Source organism: Vibrio injensis (genome assembly GCF_001895205.1).
Classification (GTDB): domain Bacteria; phylum Pseudomonadota; class Gammaproteobacteria; order Enterobacterales; family Vibrionaceae; genus Vibrio; species Vibrio injensis.
Window position 1 is genome coordinate 494,655 of sequence record NZ_BDJF01000027.1, and the last position, 18,688, is coordinate 513,342.

Genomic DNA, 18,688 nt, shown 5'->3' on the forward strand with positions numbered 1-18,688 from the left:
AATAAGTTGAAGTAGGTATTAGCCAAGTGTTGATCACGTTTCGGCATGGAGTTTGTTGATGACCTCATTGATAGGCATGGCTCTGGCGTAGACATAACCTTGAATTAAAAATACACCTTGTTGAGCAAGATAGTCGACTTGATTAATCGTCTCCGCGCCTTCTGCAATCAATTCAATATTTCCTGCTTTTGCTGAAGCAATAATCGAGTCTAGCACGCTCTTTTTCACATCATCGGTTTCTATCGTATCAACAAACATCTTGTCTATTTTTATGCTGCGAATATGCAAATGTTGTAAGTAAGAGAATCCTCCATATCCTGTGCCGAAATCATCAATTTTAAACTGATACCCTTTTTCCATCAGTAGAGCGATTTCTTGGCTTGCAGCGGTTAAATCGTTGATAGGGATACGTTCAGTCAGTTCAAATTTTATCCGCTTAGCTTGAGGCCAATCCAGAAAGCTTAAAAGCGTTGAAAGATGCTGTTTTTCAATGTGTTCAGCGACTAAATTAATGCTAACCCAATGCGATAGTGGTAAATGTTCCAAATCGTGTAAAACGATCTTAATGATTTGGTTGGTGATCTTAATGATTAATCCTGTACTTTCCGCAGCATGGATAAATAAATCTGGCGCGATTAGCTCTTGACCTTTTTGCCAGCGTAAGAGCACTTCGTAACCGACGATCTTTCCAGTTCGGCTATCAATAATAGGTTGATAATAGGGAAGAAACTCATTGTCGCGAATTCCTTTTTCAATTAAGCCTTCGATTGAATTACGATAATTTCGTACAATCCAGTAACTGCCCATCAGTAAACCACCGAATAAAAGGCTCAACGGTGTACCCCAGATCAATAGGTTATGTTGTACATACTGTTGTAAGGCTTGTCCTGCCCATAGTTCTTGCTTGTTGGCGGCGGCAATACCTTGCACTGATACATGTAATGATTGAGCATTAGTGTCGTTGAGAATAGCTTCATTGCCTCTTTGTACCAATAAAACGGGACGATCTTGATTTACAAATCGCGCTTCATAATAAAAGCAGCCGGAACAAGGTTGATTAAGTTTGCTTTGTGTCCAACTACTATCTAAAACCCAAACCGCGGTATTACCATCTTGAGAAAATTGAATCAGCAGTTCACTTTCTGTTTCTGCAATCTCAGGGGTTGCAGCGAGAGAAAACGTTGCCGCTCCTTTATTGTTTAAGTGGTTGAAAGCACTAGCTTCTAATGGATATCCAAGTGTTGAACACTGCTCTCCTTGATTGGTTACGATACCCATAAAACGGATATAACGACTGTAATAATGAGGATCGCGAATCACTTGCCAATCATGAGGGCCACAATCAAATTGCAGTTGTTGGATTTGCTGCTGGATCATGGTTTGTAATTCATCACTTCGCGTAGCTAAATAATGTTCAATTTGAGCTTTTTTTTGTGTCAATAATAAGCTTGTAGCGTAAGTGCTGATCAGTGGAAAAGCAGCAAAATAGATCAACAGTGGCAGAAGCAACAAAGAGAAAGCGCGTTGTCTTATGCGATTGACTGGCAAGATATTGATCCCTAAAACGGTCATGTGTTTAGACTACTTTAGCACTCTTTGTGTCATCTACAGATGTCATGTGGGCAGATATTGCGAAAATGCTGTCTCAATAATGAGAATGCTGTATATTTAATAAGATTCTCTATCGCTGAGCATACTTAGCTCTGTACCGTAAGTGATTGACCTTGGTTGACAAAAAAATTTGAACACTAAGACAATTTTTTGCTTCTATTCTCATCAGTTGCTGCGCAGACGCTATCTTTATAAGAGCCTGTTTTAGTATGAGTGTCATGCATCATAGGTTAACAATACCAAGTTGTTTGTCTCTATTTGGGTTTCATTATTAAAGGAGGTGATTATGGAAAAACACTCACCGAACACCGCGAAAACGAGGGTCAGCCATCCGGTCTGGCATAGTCAATCTGAGCAGAATATTGTCGAGCAACTCAATAGTGATACAGACAGCGGCTTATCCTCTCAAGAAGTTCAAATTAGATTAGAACGTGATGGACGAAATGTCATTACTGGGCAGGCGATGATGCCAGCATGGAAACGTTTACTATTACAGTTTCACAACCCTTTGATCTATATATTATTAGTAGCCACACTCGTCACGACTATTTTGGGTGAATACGTTGATGCTGGAGTTATTTTATTAGTTGTTTTAATTAATGCGTTGATAGGCTTTATGCAAGAAAGTAAAGCTGAACAAGCGATTAACTCTCTTAAGAAAATGTTATCGTCCAATACGACGGTGATCCGTGATGGTAAAAAACAGTCGGTAACGACTACGGATCTGGTGTGTGGTGATATTGTCGTTCTAGCATCGGGTGATAAAGTGCCTGCGGATATTCGTCTTTATCAGTGCCGAGATTTACAGATTGATGAGTCCACCTTAACAGGGGAATCTGTCGCTGTTGAAAAACGATTAGGTGAGTTAGCGCCTGATACGGTATTAGGCGATCGACAAAATATGGCTTTTGCAGGTACTTTAGTCACTTATGGCACCGCTCAAGGCATTATTGTTGCGACAGGAGATAATACACAAACGGGCCAAATTGCCAGCATGATTGCCAGAGCCACTCAGCTAGAAACGCCACTCACTCGGAAAATTCATGCCTTTAGTCAATTACTGTTATGGGTGATTTTAATTTTGGCTGGCGCCACTTTTTTTATTGGTTTGGGTTATGGTTTACCTGCTGCCGATACGTTTATGGCGGCAGTGGCATTAGCGGTGGCGGCGATACCAGAAGGGTTGCCAGCGGTTGTCACTATTACACTCGCGATTGGTGTCCGGCGTATGGCAAAACGTCATGCGATTATTCGTACGTTATCAGCAGTAGAAACACTTGGTTCGACCAATGTCATCTGTTCAGATAAAACGGGGACGTTGACCGAAAACCAAATGACGGTACAAAAGCTGTATGCGGGAGGCTTGGCTCTTGAAGTGACAGGTAGTGGTTATGTTCCACAGGGTGAAGTTCCTGAGATTTGGAAAACGAATGATGCTTTTCAACATTTATTGCGTGCTGGATTATTAAATAATGACTCACGTTTGTTGGAAAAAGAAGATCGTTGGTTGGTGGAAGGCGATCCCACCGAGGGGGCGCTGATCGCTTGTGGTTTAAAAGCAGGATTAGACAATTCTTCTTGCCAGCAAACTTACCGTCGCCTTGATACCATTCCTTTCGAGTCTGATCGTCAATATATGGCGACTTTGCACCGTTTTGATGAGCAACGTAATTTGATTTACCTTAAAGGGTCGGTAGAACAAATCAGTCGCCGTTGCCGTCAACAATTGATGGCAGATGGCAGTTTGGTCACACTCGATCATGATAAGTTAGATGAGCAAGTCACCCAATGGGCCAGCCAAGGGTTAAGAGTGCTGGCTTTTGCGTTGCAGTGGGTCGATCATCATGAACAAACGCTGCAGCGTTTTAATCAACAGGAAGCGGAACCGAATCTTATTTTTTTAGGTTTGCAAGCCATGATTGATCCACCACGGGCTGAGGCTATTCAAGCAGTAAACATCTGTCAAAAAGCGGGTATTCAAGTCAAGATGATTACCGGTGATCATGCGCTCACTGCCAAAGCGATTGCTGCTCAAATTGGGATTGCCAGTGCGACTCATTCGGATTTTGGTACTGTGTTAACGGGTCAACAGTTAAGTGAATTAAATGATGAGCAACTGAAACAAGCTTGTCGTGATGTGTCTGTTTTTGCTCGGGTTGCTCCGGAGCAAAAATTACAACTGGTTAATGCTTTACAATCTCACCACTTGGTTGTCGCGATGACCGGGGATGGTGTTAATGATGCTCCTGCTTTAAAGCAAGCTGATATTGGTATAGCAATGGGGATCAGTGGGACAGAAGTGGCGAAAGAAGCTTCAGATATGGTGTTGACCGATGATAATTTTTCATCCATTGAAGCAGCAGTCGAAGAGGGTCGTAATGTTTTTGATAACTTAACCAAGTTTATCACGTGGATTTTACCGACCAATCTAGGCCAAGGATTGGTGATTATGGTTGCGATTGTGTTTGGATTAACGCTACCAATCTTACCAGTACAAGCACTGTGGTTAAATATGACCACTGCCGTTTTTCTTGGCTTGATGCTGGCCTTTGAACCGAAAGAAGCCGGTATTATGCAACGGCAACCTCGCGAGTTAAAAGAGCCTATCCTAAATCGCGAAATTGTTGGGCGAATTATCTCGGTTAGTAGCTTATTACTCTTGGGGGCATTTGGACTATTCCAATGGTCGGTGGCACAAGGCGCCAGTTTAGAAGAGTCGCGCAGTATTGCGGTTACCTTGTTTGTCGTCGTGCAAAGTTTCTTTTTATTGAATTGTCGACGTCTAAACGGTTCGATTTTTACCATGTCATGGCAGACTAATCCGTGGATTATGGTTGGTATTGTTTTGATGATTTTCGCCCAATTGGCATTTTTATACTTACCTTTCATGAACTTACTTTTCCAAAGTGCGCCGATTTCAGCCACTTATTGGGCGGTAATGGTTGCCTACGGAATCGCAGTGATGATACTGATTGAGTTGGAAAAAATGTTGTGGCGACGTATGAAACGTTAATCATTATGTTAGCCAGCCGTTAGAGTGTTGAACCGACTCCGCAGGTTGGCTAACTTGTCATAATGGGTTTGCTTAGGTTATGCCTGTAACTCGTTGAGTACGTGTCGTAATGATGGTCGAATATGGTGACCCAGTGCTCTGATACTGTCATTAGGTTCGACGAGGTCTGGAATTTGAAACGTATGCATTTTGGCGGCCATCGCTGAGCGTACACCATTATTTGAATCTTCAAAGGCTAAGCATTGTCGTGGATCGACCGCCAGCCGCTGAGCCGCTAAAAGGTAGATCTCAGGATCGGGTTTACCATTAACAACTTCACAACCAGTGGTTAGGCAATCAAAATAGTGATCAAGTTTGGCTAAGCGTAATTTAATGGTAGCGACTTCTTTTTGCGTTGACGTGGCGACCGCGGTAGGAATATTGTGTTGTTTCAGCCACTCCAGCAACTCAATGACGCCTTCTTTGACTGGAATGGGTTGATGTTTAACGACCGCGTCGTAGCCTTTGCGCCATTCTTTGTGCAAACTTGGATAATCAAGCTCAGGACCATAACCAGCTTTTAAACCTTGCTCGATTCCTGCGGCGTTACAGCCAATCACGGATAGGTAAACCTCACGTAGAAAAGGAATACCTACCGTCTGGCATGCTTGTTCAAATACTCTTAAGCACACGCTTTCAGTATCAAGCAGTAGGCCATCCATATCAAAAATAGCAGCGTTATAATTCATAAAAAACCTTTGGGCAGAGTGAAGGAATGATCATTATTTTATGTGATAGCCAACGTCGATATAGCCTTACTACCTGACATTACGCTAGGAGCAAACTCAGGTCTATCTCTGTTATTTTTGGTTATATAAATCATCTGATTAGCCGAGATAGTTGATGACACTTGAGTTATGATAGAGGATGATCCATCTTTCTGTATCGTCGTCGGTCGCTCTAAGTTAAACAACAGCTTTGAGTTATTATTTGGCAATCTTTGGTAGGGTAAACAACATTGAAGTCAATATCAATCAAGCAGTGGATGCCTGGGCTATATCAGCTTAAGCAGTATGAAAAAGTGTGGTTGTTGGATGATGTTCGTGCCGCTTTTTCAGTGGTGGCGGTCGCACTGCCTGTCGCGATTGCTTACGCCCAATTAACCGGAGTCTCGGCGATTGTTGGTCTTTATTCTTGTGTTCTACCGATGATCGTTTATGCGCTATTTGGAACATCACGACAATTGATTGTTGGCCCGGATGCAGCGACGTGTGCTGTGGTTGCTGCTGTGGTGACGCCTCTGGCAGCTGGAGATCCGACTAAGCATTGGCAATTAGTCATCACTATGACAGCGATGACGGGGTTTTGGTGTTTAATTGCTAGCCGCTTTCGTTTAGGCCTTTTTGCTGATTTCTTATCTCGCCCTATCTTACTTGGGCCACTCAACGGGGTCGCTTTAACTATTATCGTTGGTCAGTTAGGTAAAGTCTTTGGCATTAAATATGAACAGCGTTATTTTTTAGAGAGAATCATTGAAGCGCCTCACCGTCTATTAGATTTACATTGGCAGACGGTGCTCGTCAGTATTATGACTTTACTGATTTACTGGTTATCGAAACGTTTTCGGCCCGCATGGCCTGCGGCAATGTTAGCGATTGTTGTTGCTGCCATTTTAGTCTGGTTAACCAAACTCGATCGTTATGGGGTGAGTGTGGTTGGGGTTATCGAAGGTGGTTTACCTATCTTTCAAGCGCCAGCATTTAATATTGGTATCACTCGGGAACTGGTCGTGCCTGCTCTCAATTTAGCGGTGGTGAGCTTTGTCAGCATGATGCTGACCGCACGAAGTTTTGCGGCTAAAAATGGCTATGATATTAATCCAGATAAAGAGTTTCGAGCTCTGGGTTTAGCGAATTTAGCGTCAGCTTTTTCGCAAGGTTTTGCGATAAGTGGCGCGGACTCACGTACTGCTGTCAATGATGCTAATGGCGGTAAATCGCAACTGGTTTCAATCATTGCAGCAGTAGTGATTGGTTTTGTAGCGATTTTTCTTTATCAGCCATTACAGTACATTCCGAGTGCGGCATTAGGAGTCGTCTTGATTATTGCTTCGATGTCGTTGCTTGATCTCAAAGGGGTTTGGGGGCTTAAAAAGCGCAATCGGGATGCTTTTTACCTCTCTTCGATAACTTTGATTGCGGTGCTGGTTGTCGGGGTAATACCAGGCATCACGCTTGCTGTCTTGTTAGGATTGTTCCAATTTTTGCGTGTGGTGATGCGTCCGAGCGATCAATGCTTAGGTTTGGATGAAGATGGCACTATCCGTACCATGGATGAATCTAGCAAAGCAGCTGCGATTCCTGGCCTATTACTGTATCGTTTTAATTCACCATTAACTTATTTTAATGCACCCTATTTCAAGGCACGATTATTAGAAAAGATCGACCAAAGCCCAGATCAGTTGAGCTGTGTCGTGATTGATGCTGTAGCAAGTTTTACTCATTTGGATTTAAGTGTCATGGCGGTATTGGCTGAAACGCAGACGTTACTCAAAAAACGAGGGATTCGTTTAATCCTTGCTGGACGCAAGCGTAGTTTGCGTCAATGGTGTGAAGTAGCGGGCGTGCCGGTTGGAGATGGTGGACTGGTGTTACGTGCAGATATGTATTTGGCGATTAAATTGACGGGTTGTTATCAACATGCTGTTGAAGAAGGTCAAATTCCGACTGTGCAAAAGGAACCTAATCCAGACGATCCACCTAAGCCTATTCCTGAGGTTGCTTAAATAATTAGGCCCGCGATTATGCGGGCCTAAATTTTTTGCTTAGAAGCCTTTAATGTTTTCAGCTTCTAGTTCAGTAAAGTATTTGACCGTTTTGACTTTAAGTTCTTGAGTTGCTGGAGCGTCGCAGACAATCACCGCTTTAGGATGTAATTGTAGCGCTGATACGGTCCACATATGATTCACACAACCCTCAACGGCGGCTTGTAAGGCGAGTGCTTTATTATGTCCGGTGACGAGGATCATCACTTCTTCTGCATCTAACAAGGTACCGACACCAATCGTTAGCGCATATTTAGGTACTTGTGAGATATCACCATCAAAGAAGCGTGAGTTAGCAATACGAGTATCTTCAGTCAGCGTTTTTATCCGGGTACGTGAAGAGAGTGACGACGCGGGTTCGTTAAAAGCAATATGCCCATCATTACCGACACCACCCATAAACAGATTAATTTTACCGTAAGATTTAATTTTATCTTCGTAGCGTTTGCATTCCAGCTCATGGTCGTCAGTGTTACCGTTTAACAAGTTAATATTCTGTGGCTGAATATCAATATGATTAAAGAAATTATTGTACATAAAAGAGTGGTATGACTCAGGATGGTCTTCAGCAATACCAATGTACTCGTCCATATTAAATGTCACGACATGTTTAAAGCTGACTTCACCTGCTTGGTACAATTCAATTAATGCTTTGTAAGTGGCTAGAGGTGTGCCTCCCGTTGGTAGTCCAAGCACAAAAGGGCGATCTGCCGTAGGTTGGAATGCATTGATACGTTTTGCGATATGTGCCGCAGCCCATTTACCGACCTGTGCCGCTTGTTGTAATGGAATTAATCTCATTGGTTACCCCTAATTATAGTCATTGATCCCCTGCGACTTGGAGTAGTTATGGTGTGAAGTCTGGCCCACCCATTTCTCTCAGTGCTCTGGATACGGTGTTAATCACATTAATTTTCATTATAAAATAAGTTATTGGTTACGGCTATGCTTTGGGTCAAAGTTTTTTGTTTTAGGGGGAGAGATTGCCGTTTGTCAGCCAATACATGCCTTTGCTATCAATTGATATCAACGGTTTTGGTTGATTTCAGACCATGTCTAACAGAAAAAATTTACAGGGTAAATTAAGTCTTTTCATTTTAGCTATTACGCTAGGCGAAGCGGTAGTGTCGATATTTAGAGTGAACGAGTGGCAAGAAGTTGTTCGGTTATCCATACTAAAGAAAACAGTACTCAAGGGAGTTACCGCGATGAAAAATGAACTTGAATCAAGCAAAATACTGCATGCTTACGAAAAAGTGATGGAATACGGGACACCGACAGAGTTTGGTAAAATTTATGAAGGCATAGAGGCATTTTCTGACTACGATGGATACACAGTGTATCTACGAGGCAATGGTGTTGAGCTTAAAGTCGGTTTCCATAACACGTATCATTTGGAGTATGACCAAGAGCATCTACGCGATAGTTTTCTGAAAAAAATTGCGCTATTGACTAAATAAGCGCTCTTTTCTCAAGCCACCGGATGCCATCATAAGATGATACAGCCAGCTGATTTTCGTCTTGGTGATATGGAACCTTTTATAAAACAAAGCCCCAAGCAGAAGTAGGCTAGGGGCTTTGGGAGAAAGATTCATTGGATTAAAAAACCAACCGCTAATGTAGCGTTTAAGTTATCAAGCGCAAGGCATAGACCGTAGAGCTGTGACTTAACACGCACTACAGGCTTAATTTAATTCCCGACTTGGCATCACCGAGCATCGGTAATGATTAATCTTCTTCAACTAAGCTTGGTTCATCATCAGTATAATCATCCGACGCATCGGGCTTATTACGTCCATTTAGGGTATGGAAGCGTTTACGACCACGTGATAGACGGACATACTTCATCCAAACTCGCTCGATCTTACTGCTCGCTAGTTCTGGATTGGCTAGTACTTCAACAAAATGTTGTTCTTCAGCGTTTTCTGGGACTAGCTCACCGGATTCAAGGCCGAGCATCGTATCTCCGTAAAGGATCAGCAGTTCTTCTTCACCTAAAGTGAAGTCACCAGACTTGGCAAAACCGCGGGGAAATTTTTTGGTATCGTAAAAACGTTTTTTACCGTGACGAAAGACTGTTTCAGACATATCAACCTCGTGTGAATACGCGGAGTACTTAAAAGTATTTTTGGCTCTATTTTCCAGTGATACGGCGTATCTCTGAGGCCATTTAGGTACACCACTACTTAGCTGTGGATTACGGCGAAAGTTAGGCGCAAACTCTGGAAAAGAAAAACAAAAATTTTTTATCGTCATAATTGTCGTTCCTTGTTAATCTTCGCTGGTCATTGCAGAGGATTCAATAATGGATGTAAAAGTCTTTCGTACTTTTCTTGAACTGGCTAAAGTCCGTCATTTTGGACGGGCAGCGGAGAATCTTTATTTGACTCAAGCCGCTGTTAGCGCTCGAATCAAACAGTTAGAAAATTATTTTGATGCGCAACTTTTTAGCCGAGATCGAAACAACATTAAACTGACATCCGCTGGCGAGCGATTGGTCGGTTATGCTGAAGTCATGGTTGCGACATTACAGCAAGCTAAACTTGAGCTCTCTTTAGAGAGCGGTAAGGCGCTACAGTTAACATTAGGTGGGACACCTAACATATGGGATGCGTATCTGCAAAACTGCCTAAGCGCGGTTACCGATGCGTTTAGTGGCTATGGTTTTAAAGCTGAAGTGATGGGGCGAGAGCAGCTGAACCGTCAGTTACTTGAACGTACCCTAGATATGGCGTTTGCCTTTGATCAAATTAAAGCGGATGAGCTGCAATGTAAAAAGGTTGCGGACTTAGTCTTAGTCTTGGTGTCAACTCGACCAGATACCGCAGACAGTGTTTTTGAGAATCACTATGTTTACGTTGACTGGGGAATGCGTTTTGCCTCAGAGCATGCCGACAGACATCCTCGTGCTCCTGCGCCCTTCCTACGTACCTCAACGGCGCGTATTGCTTTAGATTTTATTTTAGAGAAAGGGGGAAGCGCTTACTTACCAGCATCGGTAGTTGCGCCTTTCATCCAGTCAGGACAATTATATCGTGTGGCAGCCGTTGCCGATTGGTATTGGCCAATTTACCTGAGCTATCGAAAAAATAGCTCATCGATCGACGCTATTCTACAGGTTGAGCAATTGGTGCAAAACATCGATCCGTTGACGGCGTACAGTTTGCAAAAAGCGGCTGAATTAAACGAAACCGAAACGGATAGTGATTAGCCGAAGGTCAACGAGCCTAGAGAGTGACGGCACAACATTCAGAGCCGTTAGTGATGGTTCGCGGTGAAGAAAAGTAAAAAGGGTAAGCTGAACTTACCCTTTTTACTGAATCGAACGATTTACTTAGTGTAAGACTGAGCAATATTATCGATACGCTCGTTTGCGCGTGCTGCCTCTTCTTGTGCAGCGAGAGCCGCATCAGTTAGCGATGCATTTTCACTTTTCAGTGCTGCAATTTGGCTATTGAGTTGGCTGACTTGGTTGTTTAACTGATCGATCTTGGTTGTCGTTGCTTCGTCAGGACCTGATGCACAACCAGCTAGAAGAAGTACAGAAGACGCTGCAGCTGCAAGTAACATTTTGTTCATATTGAACTCCTTGTTGATATTTATCAAATACGCCCTATACATTATTGTTCACTTGACCCTGGCGATCCTATCCTGCTTTGAGGCTAGCATGGTGTTGGCAAGACAAGTTGAAACCAGTTGCACAACGTATGCTCATGGGATGGAACTTATCTTTCCGTCTACCAGCTTGCTTCAGGTTATCCGGATAGGCATTGACCAATCGCCTAGGTGTATACCATATAGTAGCGAGTTAAAGTGTAGACACTATTTTCATTCACGACTATAGATTAAAAGTCAAAATAACCCAAAATTTTATACCTTAATCAATTGTTTGGGCTTTGCCTCAATGTTTTATGGTTTTTAGATGGCCTAAAACACAGAATATTTTATGCGATTGCTATCTATAGCGGGCATATTCAAGTTATTATGGGGCTTAATACCGAGTCTCTACTTGACACTGTCATCAGAGGTTGAAAGCCGCATTTTGCTTTATCACAGAGCCTAGATCTAGGCGGATTGAAGGAAGCGTCATTTCGTTAACCGTCGTTACAAGTGATTTGGTATACTACGTTTGATGTTTTGTTGGCTGCCTACTTTTCAGGCGGCATCATTTTTATTGGAGAATCCTTTGCAGTTTAAAGAATTAGGCCTAGACAATCGCTTATTAAAAACATTAGCACATTATGACTTTAAGCAAGCGACCGATATCCAGCGACAAGCTATTCCTGTTGCAATGGCAGGTAAAGATCTATTGGCTTCGTCGAAAACGGGTTCGGGGAAAACGTTAGCCTTCTTGCTTCCAATGCTGCATAAAGCGCTAAAAACCAAAGCGTTATCTGCACGTGACCCTCGTGGCGTTATTTTGGTCCCTACGCGTGAGTTAGCAAAACAAGTTTATAGTGAGTTGCGTTCTGCATTAGCGGGATTAAGTTACACGGCAACCTTGATCACTGGAGGTGAGAACTTCAATGACCAAGTGAATGCCTTGCGTCGAGGCCCCAAATTTATTGTTGCGACCCCCGGGCGTTTAGCGGATCACCTTGAGCATCGTTCTCTCTTTTTACAAGGATTGGATACGCTGATTTTGGATGAGGCTGATCGGATGTTGGATCTTGGTTTTGCACCACAGTTACGACATATTCATAATGCTGCTAAACATCGTCGTCGCCAAACGTTAATGTTTTCTGCCACGCTAGATCATGCGGAAATGAACACTATTGCGCATGAGATGTTGAATGATCCTAAACGGATTGCGATTGGTTTATCCAATGAGCAGCATAAAGACATTCGCCAACGTTTTTATTTGTGTGATCACTTGGATCATAAAGAAGCGTTATTGGATCGCATTTTAAAAGATGCGGAGTATCGACAAGTGATCATTTTCACGGCAACCCGTGCAGATACTGAACGCTTAACGAATAAACTGAATGAGCAAAATTTAAAAGTTGTTGCGCTCAGTGGTAGCCTCAATCAGGCTCAACGTAATACGATCATGAGTCAATTTGAACGCGCAGTATTTAAGATCTTAGTCACGACCGATATTGCTTCTCGAGGATTAGACATTGCGAATGTTACACATGTGATTAACTTTGATATGCCAAAGCATACGGAAGAGTATGTACACCGCGTAGGTCGTACTGGTCGTGCTGGTAATCAAGGTGATGCAATTTCTTTGGTTGGCCCTAAAGATTGGGACAGCTTTAAACGAGTGGAAGCATTTTTACAGCAAGACATTCAGTTTGAAGTATTGGAAGGTTTGCAAGGTAAGTTTACTGGTTTACGCCCTCGTCAGCCGCTGAATAAAACTACGGTTGCAACCGGTAAAGTTAAAAAACAGGCTAAAAAATTGCCTCAAAAACCCGTGAAACGCGATAAAAGTTTTTATCAGAATGTTGCGGTGGGTGATTCGGTCTTTATTCCGAAAAAGAAAACAGCGCCTAAGCCTGATGACGAATAACGCTACTCACTTTATTATATTGTTCAAGCAGTCAAAGCGGTCTTAGTTAGCAAGAGCCAAAACAAAAAGCGCCCTCATTACTGAGTGGCGCTTTTTTTAATCAAGCCTTGTGAGCTTAGAATATTAAGTGTGCTACACCGACGATAACTGGTAGTGTGATCAGAGTCCGGAGAATAAAGATCACAAACAACTCAAGAATATTGACAGGAATTCGGCTACCTAGCAGTAATGCACCGACTTCAGACATATAGATAAGCTGAGTTACTGACATCGCCGCAATCACAAAACGAGTCATTTCGTTATCGATTGACGCTGCTAAAATTGCAGGGATAAACATATCCGCGAAGCCAACCACAATCGTTTGTGAGGCTTGCACCGCCTCTGGTACACCTAACAATTCCAAATAAGGTACGAAAGGCTGGCCAAGGATCGCAAAAACAGATGTGTATTCTGCGATGATCAAAGCGACCGTACCCAACCCCATCACGACCGGTAAGACACCAAATACCATATCTACGGCATTACGAACACCTTCACCAAAGACCGACTTTACCGATTTTACTTGTGCGGCTTTTTCTAGTGCGAGTGACATTCCCCAAGAGAATGCACTGTGTTCTTGTGGGATAGCATCGGCATCTTTATGTGGTTTAGTACCATCAATGAACTCATCTTTCTTCAAACTGAGTGGTGGTAGACGAGGAATAATCACCGCGGCAACAAAACCAGCCAAACAGATAGCGCCATAGAAAGGTAAAAACAGATGTTCTAACTGTACTTGTGCTAGTACCACCAAACTAAAGGTAATAGAAACAGCAGAGAAGGTTGTGCCAACTACTGCAGCTTCACGTTGAGTGTAGAATTTATCTTCATACTGTTTGCTGGTCAGCAAGATACCGACACTGCCATCACCAAGCCAAGAAGCAGTACAGTCAATCGCACTGCGTCCAGGTAGGTTAAACAAAGGGCGCATGACACGGCTGAGTAGACTTCCCATCAGTTCCAATAAACCAAAGTTTAATAACAAGGGAAGGAGTAAACCGGCAAAAATGAATACTGAAAATAAAGTCGGCAGTAAGCCTTCTAAGACTAATCCACCTGTGTTCTCTTCCCAAATCAGCTCTGGACCGACTTTAAAAAAGGTCATTAATATTGCAGCCCCACCAATCACACGAACGGTGAGCCAAACCCAACTAGGATTGAATAAATTGTTGAGGAAAGGGGAGTTAACAATCACTCGGGGTTTAAAGAGCTTGGTGGCAACCGAAGCAACGGACATAAAAGTGACAATGACCGTAATGATGTTCACTAAGTAATCACCGAATAACGCTTGTATTGATTTCGCTAATACGGCAACAGGGATTGTCAAACCACCATTGTAGTAAACGGGTGCCATAAACAGGAACACACCAATTAATGATGGGATGAGGAACATCCACAGACTGGCAGCAGGGATATTCTTCTCCTGCGTTGGTAAAGTTTGAGAGTTATCTTGCATTGCTTTTCCTGTTTACTGCTGTTTAATTAAGGCCATCCATTGGCATATTAATTCACTAAACATCCCTATTTAATCAATGTGCGCAGAATAACTATTTTCCACCTTGCTTGCAATACTATTCAATAAATGGGGTTAGTTATTCAATCGTTTGCGCTGTTGAAAAAACAGATAACAGTGAATTGTTTTGTTATTGTTGCATTGGTTAAATTATTGTTTAAGTGGGCTGTGCTGTTTTTGTGATTTGCAACACTGTTTTGTCGTGTTCGATGAGAGTAAAGAAAACCCTTATTCTTGAAATTTCATCAATAATGCATTGAATAATAAAAAGAAATAAGGGTCTTAGTCGTTAGGTTTTTTAAAATCAAGATAATGTGGAATGCGATTTAATTAATCATTGGTTGGGGTTTGTTTTGCTAAACTATCTTTTAATGCGTCGGAAAATGTAGCATAAAGATTCTGCTCACCAATTAGCTCTGTTATGCCTGAACGATGCAATTTTAGTGTCACGCGAGAGTTTGCTCCGGAAATCAGTACTTGAACCTGTTTTTTATGGAAGCGCTTGATCATCGCTTCCAGCGTTTGCAACGCAGTGATATCCATAAAAGGCACCCATTTTAAGCGAATGATTAAAATGCGTGGTGTTTCTTGGATATTACTCATCACATGTTCGAAGTTTTCTGCGGCAGCAAAGAAAAAAGGGCCTTCTAGAGCATACACCGCAATATCACGTGGTAATTGAGATAATCCATGCTCTGCAAGTTCTTGAGTTAAATCTGGGCTTGTACTTGCTTTCACTTCGACACTGGAGGCCATGCGTTTGACAAAATGTAAGGTCGCGATGATCACCCCGATATTAACCGCCACCACTAAGTCTGCGAATACGGTCAGTGTAAAAGTGATCAGCAAAATGGCCACATCTGCCTTTGGAGCTCGTTTAATTAATTTAATGAAGTGTGGCGCTTCGCTCATGTTCCAAGCCACGACAAATAAAATAGCACTCAACGTTGCTAAAGGAATATTGACTGCTAGTGGCGCTAAGACTAATAGAATGACAACGAGAGTCAGAGAGTGGATGATGCCAGATAACGGGCTATTACCACCATTACGCACATTGGTAGCGGTACGAGCGATAGCGCCTGTTGCCGCAATACCTCCAAAGAGCGGAGCGACAATATTTGCCATGCCTTGACCCACTAACTCTTGGTTAGAGTCATGTTTAGTGCCTGTCATTCCATCGGCGACCACGGCAGAGAGTAGCGATTCAATGGCCCCAAGCATGGCGATAGCAAAAGCTGGGCCAATCAGTGATAACATTTGGCTAAAAGTGATGCTGGGTATTGAAAACTCCGGTAGACCTTGCGGAATACCGCCAAAAGCAGAACCAATGGTGCGAACGCCATCAAAACCAATTGTATATTGAAAGACAGTGACGACAACCAAAGCCAATAATGGCCCCGGAACTTTACTTAACTTCGGAAGTTTTGGTCCCCAGATAACCAGCGCAAGTGAAAAGAGTGCCAGTAGGGTGGTCGTAAAATCTAGGCTCGGTAAAGCATAGAAAATGGCGATAAGTTTTTGGTGAAAGTGCTCGCCCGTAATCGTCGGTAAACCAAAAAATTCTTGCCATTGTCCAATCCAAATGATCACCCCAATACCGCTGGTAAAGCCAACGATAACCGGATGAGGGATGTAGCGAATAATACTCCCCAGTTTAGCAAGACCAAGGACGAGTAATATCACACCAGCCATCATGGTCGCGATTTGCAGCCCAGTAATACCATATTGAGCCACGATGCTGGCTAAAATAACAATGAATGCGCCTGTTGGGCCGGCGATTTGTACTCGCGATCCCCCAAATAAAGAGACTATTAATCCAGCAATGATCGCTGTATAAATGCCTTGTTCAGGTTTGACGCCTGAAGCAATAGCAAATGCCATAGCTAAAGGCAGGGCGACCACACCGACAATCACACCAGCACTGATGTTTTTTATCCACTGATTGGGTTTGAGTAACCCAGCTTTGTAAGAATCATAAATGGCAAACATGGATCATCACCTCAGAAAAAGAAGGGAGAAATAGAGACGCGGAGGATTCTACGCTCATTTACCTGTCTGTAAAGGTTGAGGCTGGCCGACTCGGTGTTAATGGTTCACGTTGTTTGGGGATAGTGGTTGAGCATGTATGCAAGCGCGCTTATAATCTCTCCAGTTGTTCAAAATTGATACAAAATAGAAATGGAGTTTGTCATGATCAATAAACGTTTTTTTAAAACTAAGAATGAAGTGGAAGTTACTTTTGAACTTGAGGCCCCTCAAGATGCTGAGCGCGTAGATATTGTCGCTGATTTTTTAGATTGGCAACCTCAAGCCATGAAAAAAAGTGCAAAATCAAATGTATATAAGTTTAAAGCTCGTTTGCCTAAGGATGCAGAATTCCAATTTCGTTACCGACTGAATGAGCAGCAATGGCTCAATGATGCACAAGCGGATCATTATGTTGCCAATGAATTTGGCGAGGATAACTGTCTTGTACGCACTTATGAACCAGCCACTCATTAATTCAGATAGATGCTTTTCGCTGCCGGCGGTTGTTTAGTTAGTGCCAACACCGATCCTGAGAATTCGATGATGTCATAAAGTCGTTGTTGCATTAAGCGTTGTATCCACTAGATGCATAGCTTGGCGCAACAGCGAACTTATCATCGATAAAGAGTAGCGATAAACCAAACTTTTTTATTATGGCCTAGAGACGTCTGTTCCCTAGAATTCGCTTTTTGTCAGTCGATTAATTCAACTTTAATCAATAACTTTTCATAAATAAGCACACTTTTACTGATTATTTACCATACAAAAGGTGACTTTTTGGCGAGAAAGTCTTACTCTTTTGTCTCTTTTAACAGTACCAACGGGTTAAATTGTGCTATCCAAGTCTCTTTTTTTGCGCTTCTCCGCTTTATCTAAACGTAAGAAAGTCTCTGTCATCGGTTTACCTCTGCTCGCGTTGGCCGCTATTTCATCTTCAATCAACTCTACGACCTATTCGAAAAAGGTTACTTTATCTGTCCCCGAATCGCACATTGTAGAAACGATTATTGCGGATGCGAGTGAAGCCAAAGTGGCTTATCCCGATTATGAATACCAAATTAAATCCGGCGATAATTTAAGCACTATTTTTAATCAGCTTGGATTCCGGTACCAAGATCTAATGAAAATTATGGAGACAGATTTAAACTATCTGGCTCTCGATACTTTGCGTCCGGGTAATATTTTACGCTTTTGGAAATCCCCAGGTAGCCAAGATCTTGCTAAAATGGAACTTGAATTTAACGTTGTCAAACGTGCGGTTTATACACGCCTCGATGATGGTAATTACGATTTTGCTGAGGTTGAAATTCCTGGTCAATGGCGAGAATTTGCCATGATTGGCGAAATACAAGGCAGTTTTTCTCAGTCTGCGAACCAAGTTGGTTTAGGGAGTGCAGATATTGATCAGATCGTGTCACTGCTTAAAGATAAAGTAAATTTTGGTCGCGATCTTCGCGCTGGTGATCGTTTTGAAGTGGTGTTATCACGTCAGTTTGTCGGTGAAAAATTGACTGGGAACCGAGAGATACAAGCGATCAAACTTTACAATCGTGGCAGTGAGATTACCGCCTATCTTTATAAAGATGGTCAGTATTACGATAAAGATGGGCAAAGCTTACAGCGAGCTTTTCAACGTTATCCCACCACCAGCCAATGGCGGATGTCTTCTGGATTTGATCCTAATCGTCGCCACCCTGTAACGGGACGTATCGCGCCACACAATGGTACGGATTTTGCCGCGCCAACTGGCACCCCTGTTGTTGCCACTGGTGATGGTGTTGTCGTGATGACGCGTAATCATCCTTATGCAGGTAATTATATTACTATCCAGCATGGTAGTACTTACATGACGCGTTATTTGCATTTGAGTAAGATTTTAGTGAAAAAAGGGCAAAAGGTTACTCGTGGTCAACGTATTGGATTATCGGGTGCAACAGGACGGGTAACCGGACCACACATTCATTATGAATTGATCGTTAGAGGTCGCCCTGTGGATCCAATGACAGCTAATATTCCGATGGCGAATTCTGTTCCTAAGCAGGATATGGCCAACTTTATTGCCCGTCGTAATGAGTTAGACCGTTTATTGGCCCAACAAGACAGTATGCTCGCGGCAAGCAAGGCTGGATCGGATTCTGATAGTTAACGATTAGGCCATTCGATTCA

14 protein-coding genes are annotated in these 18,688 nt (G+C 42.7%); 7 read left to right on the forward strand and 7 right to left on the reverse strand.

Annotation, left to right across the window (positions count from 1 at the left end; genetic code table 11):
- Positions 1-33 precede the first annotated feature (33 nt).
- Positions 34-1,572, reverse strand: coding sequence for an EAL domain-containing protein (locus BSR11_RS14250; protein ID WP_072670999.1), 1,539 nt, complete (start codon positions 1,570-1,572; stop codon positions 34-36).
- Between the two features lie 325 nt (positions 1,573-1,897).
- Between BSR11_RS14250 and BSR11_RS14255 the strand changes: the two genes are divergently transcribed.
- Complete coding sequence (locus tag BSR11_RS14255; RefSeq protein WP_072671000.1) at positions 1,898-4,624, forward strand: cation-translocating P-type ATPase; 2,727 nt, start codon at positions 1,898-1,900, stop codon at positions 4,622-4,624.
- Between the two features lie 77 nt (positions 4,625-4,701).
- Here BSR11_RS14255 and BSR11_RS14260 read toward each other — a convergent pair whose 3' ends face one another.
- Entirely contained in the window at positions 4,702-5,352 is a 651-nt protein-coding gene (locus BSR11_RS14260; protein ID WP_072671001.1) for an HAD family hydrolase, read from the reverse strand.
- A 296-nt stretch (positions 5,353-5,648) separates the two neighbouring features.
- On the opposite strand from BSR11_RS14260, the gene BSR11_RS14265 reads away from it, so the two are divergent.
- A complete protein-coding gene (locus BSR11_RS14265) occupies positions 5,649-7,388 on the forward strand; it encodes a SulP family inorganic anion transporter (protein WP_072671002.1) in 1,740 nt (579 codons plus the stop codon).
- A gap of 39 nt (positions 7,389-7,427) precedes the next feature.
- Here BSR11_RS14265 and nagB read toward each other — a convergent pair whose 3' ends face one another.
- Positions 7,428-8,228, reverse strand: coding sequence for a glucosamine-6-phosphate deaminase (gene nagB / locus BSR11_RS14270; RefSeq protein WP_072671003.1), 801 nt, complete (start codon positions 8,226-8,228; stop codon positions 7,428-7,430).
- Between the two features lie 407 nt (positions 8,229-8,635).
- Here nagB and BSR11_RS14275 point away from each other — a divergent pair, with 407 nt between their 5' ends.
- Positions 8,636-8,887 carry a DUF3081 domain-containing protein gene (locus BSR11_RS14275; protein WP_072671221.1) on the forward strand — a complete coding sequence of 84 codons (252 nt, stop codon included), beginning with the start codon at positions 8,636-8,638 and terminating at the stop codon, positions 8,885-8,887.
- A 268-nt stretch (positions 8,888-9,155) separates the two neighbouring features.
- Here the strand turns inward: BSR11_RS14275 and BSR11_RS14280 are convergent, their stop codons facing one another.
- A complete protein-coding gene (locus BSR11_RS14280; RefSeq protein ID WP_004396976.1) occupies positions 9,156-9,515 on the reverse strand; it encodes a MaoP family protein in 360 nt (119 codons plus the stop codon).
- A 217-nt stretch (positions 9,516-9,732) separates the two neighbouring features.
- On the opposite strand from BSR11_RS14280, the gene BSR11_RS14285 reads away from it, so the two are divergent.
- Complete coding sequence (locus tag BSR11_RS14285; protein ID WP_072671004.1) at positions 9,733-10,638, forward strand: LysR family transcriptional regulator; 906 nt, start codon at positions 9,733-9,735, stop codon at positions 10,636-10,638.
- A gap of 119 nt (positions 10,639-10,757) precedes the next feature.
- On the opposite strand, the gene BSR11_RS14290 is transcribed toward BSR11_RS14285, so the two are convergent.
- Positions 10,758-11,006 carry an Lpp/OprI family alanine-zipper lipoprotein gene (locus BSR11_RS14290; RefSeq protein WP_072671005.1) on the reverse strand — a complete coding sequence of 83 codons (249 nt, stop codon included), beginning with the start codon at positions 11,004-11,006 and terminating at the stop codon, positions 10,758-10,760.
- A 553-nt stretch (positions 11,007-11,559) separates the two neighbouring features.
- Here BSR11_RS14290 and BSR11_RS14295 point away from each other — a divergent pair.
- Positions 11,560-12,942, forward strand: coding sequence for a DEAD/DEAH box helicase (locus BSR11_RS14295; RefSeq protein ID WP_375152949.1), 1,383 nt, complete (start codon positions 11,560-11,562; stop codon positions 12,940-12,942).
- Positions 12,943-13,057: 115 nt separating this feature from the next.
- Here BSR11_RS14295 and BSR11_RS14300 read toward each other — a convergent pair whose 3' ends face one another.
- Both BSR11_RS14300 and BSR11_RS14305 read right to left on the reverse strand, forming a co-directional pair.
- Complete coding sequence (locus BSR11_RS14300; protein WP_072671006.1) at positions 13,058-14,437, reverse strand: YjiH family protein; 1,380 nt, start codon at positions 14,435-14,437, stop codon at positions 13,058-13,060.
- A 387-nt stretch (positions 14,438-14,824) separates the two neighbouring features.
- The gene (locus BSR11_RS14305; protein ID WP_072671007.1) at positions 14,825-16,483 is read right to left on the reverse strand and encodes a SulP family inorganic anion transporter; all 1,659 of its coding nucleotides are present in this window, start codon (positions 16,481-16,483) and stop codon (positions 14,825-14,827) included.
- 201 nt (positions 16,484-16,684) lie between these two features.
- On the opposite strand from BSR11_RS14305, the gene BSR11_RS14310 reads away from it, so the two are divergent.
- Together BSR11_RS14310 and shyA are read left to right on the forward strand one after the other, a co-directional pair.
- On the forward strand, positions 16,685-16,996 hold the full coding sequence (locus BSR11_RS14310) for an isoamylase early set domain-containing protein (protein ID WP_072671008.1): 312 nt from the start codon (positions 16,685-16,687) through the stop codon (positions 16,994-16,996).
- A gap of 358 nt (positions 16,997-17,354) precedes the next feature.
- Positions 17,355-18,668: a peptidoglycan DD-endopeptidase ShyA gene (gene shyA, locus BSR11_RS14315; protein ID WP_072671009.1), complete on the forward strand. Its 1,314-nt coding sequence runs from the start codon at positions 17,355-17,357 to the stop codon at positions 18,666-18,668.
- The last annotated feature ends 20 nt before the right edge of the window (positions 18,669-18,688 follow it).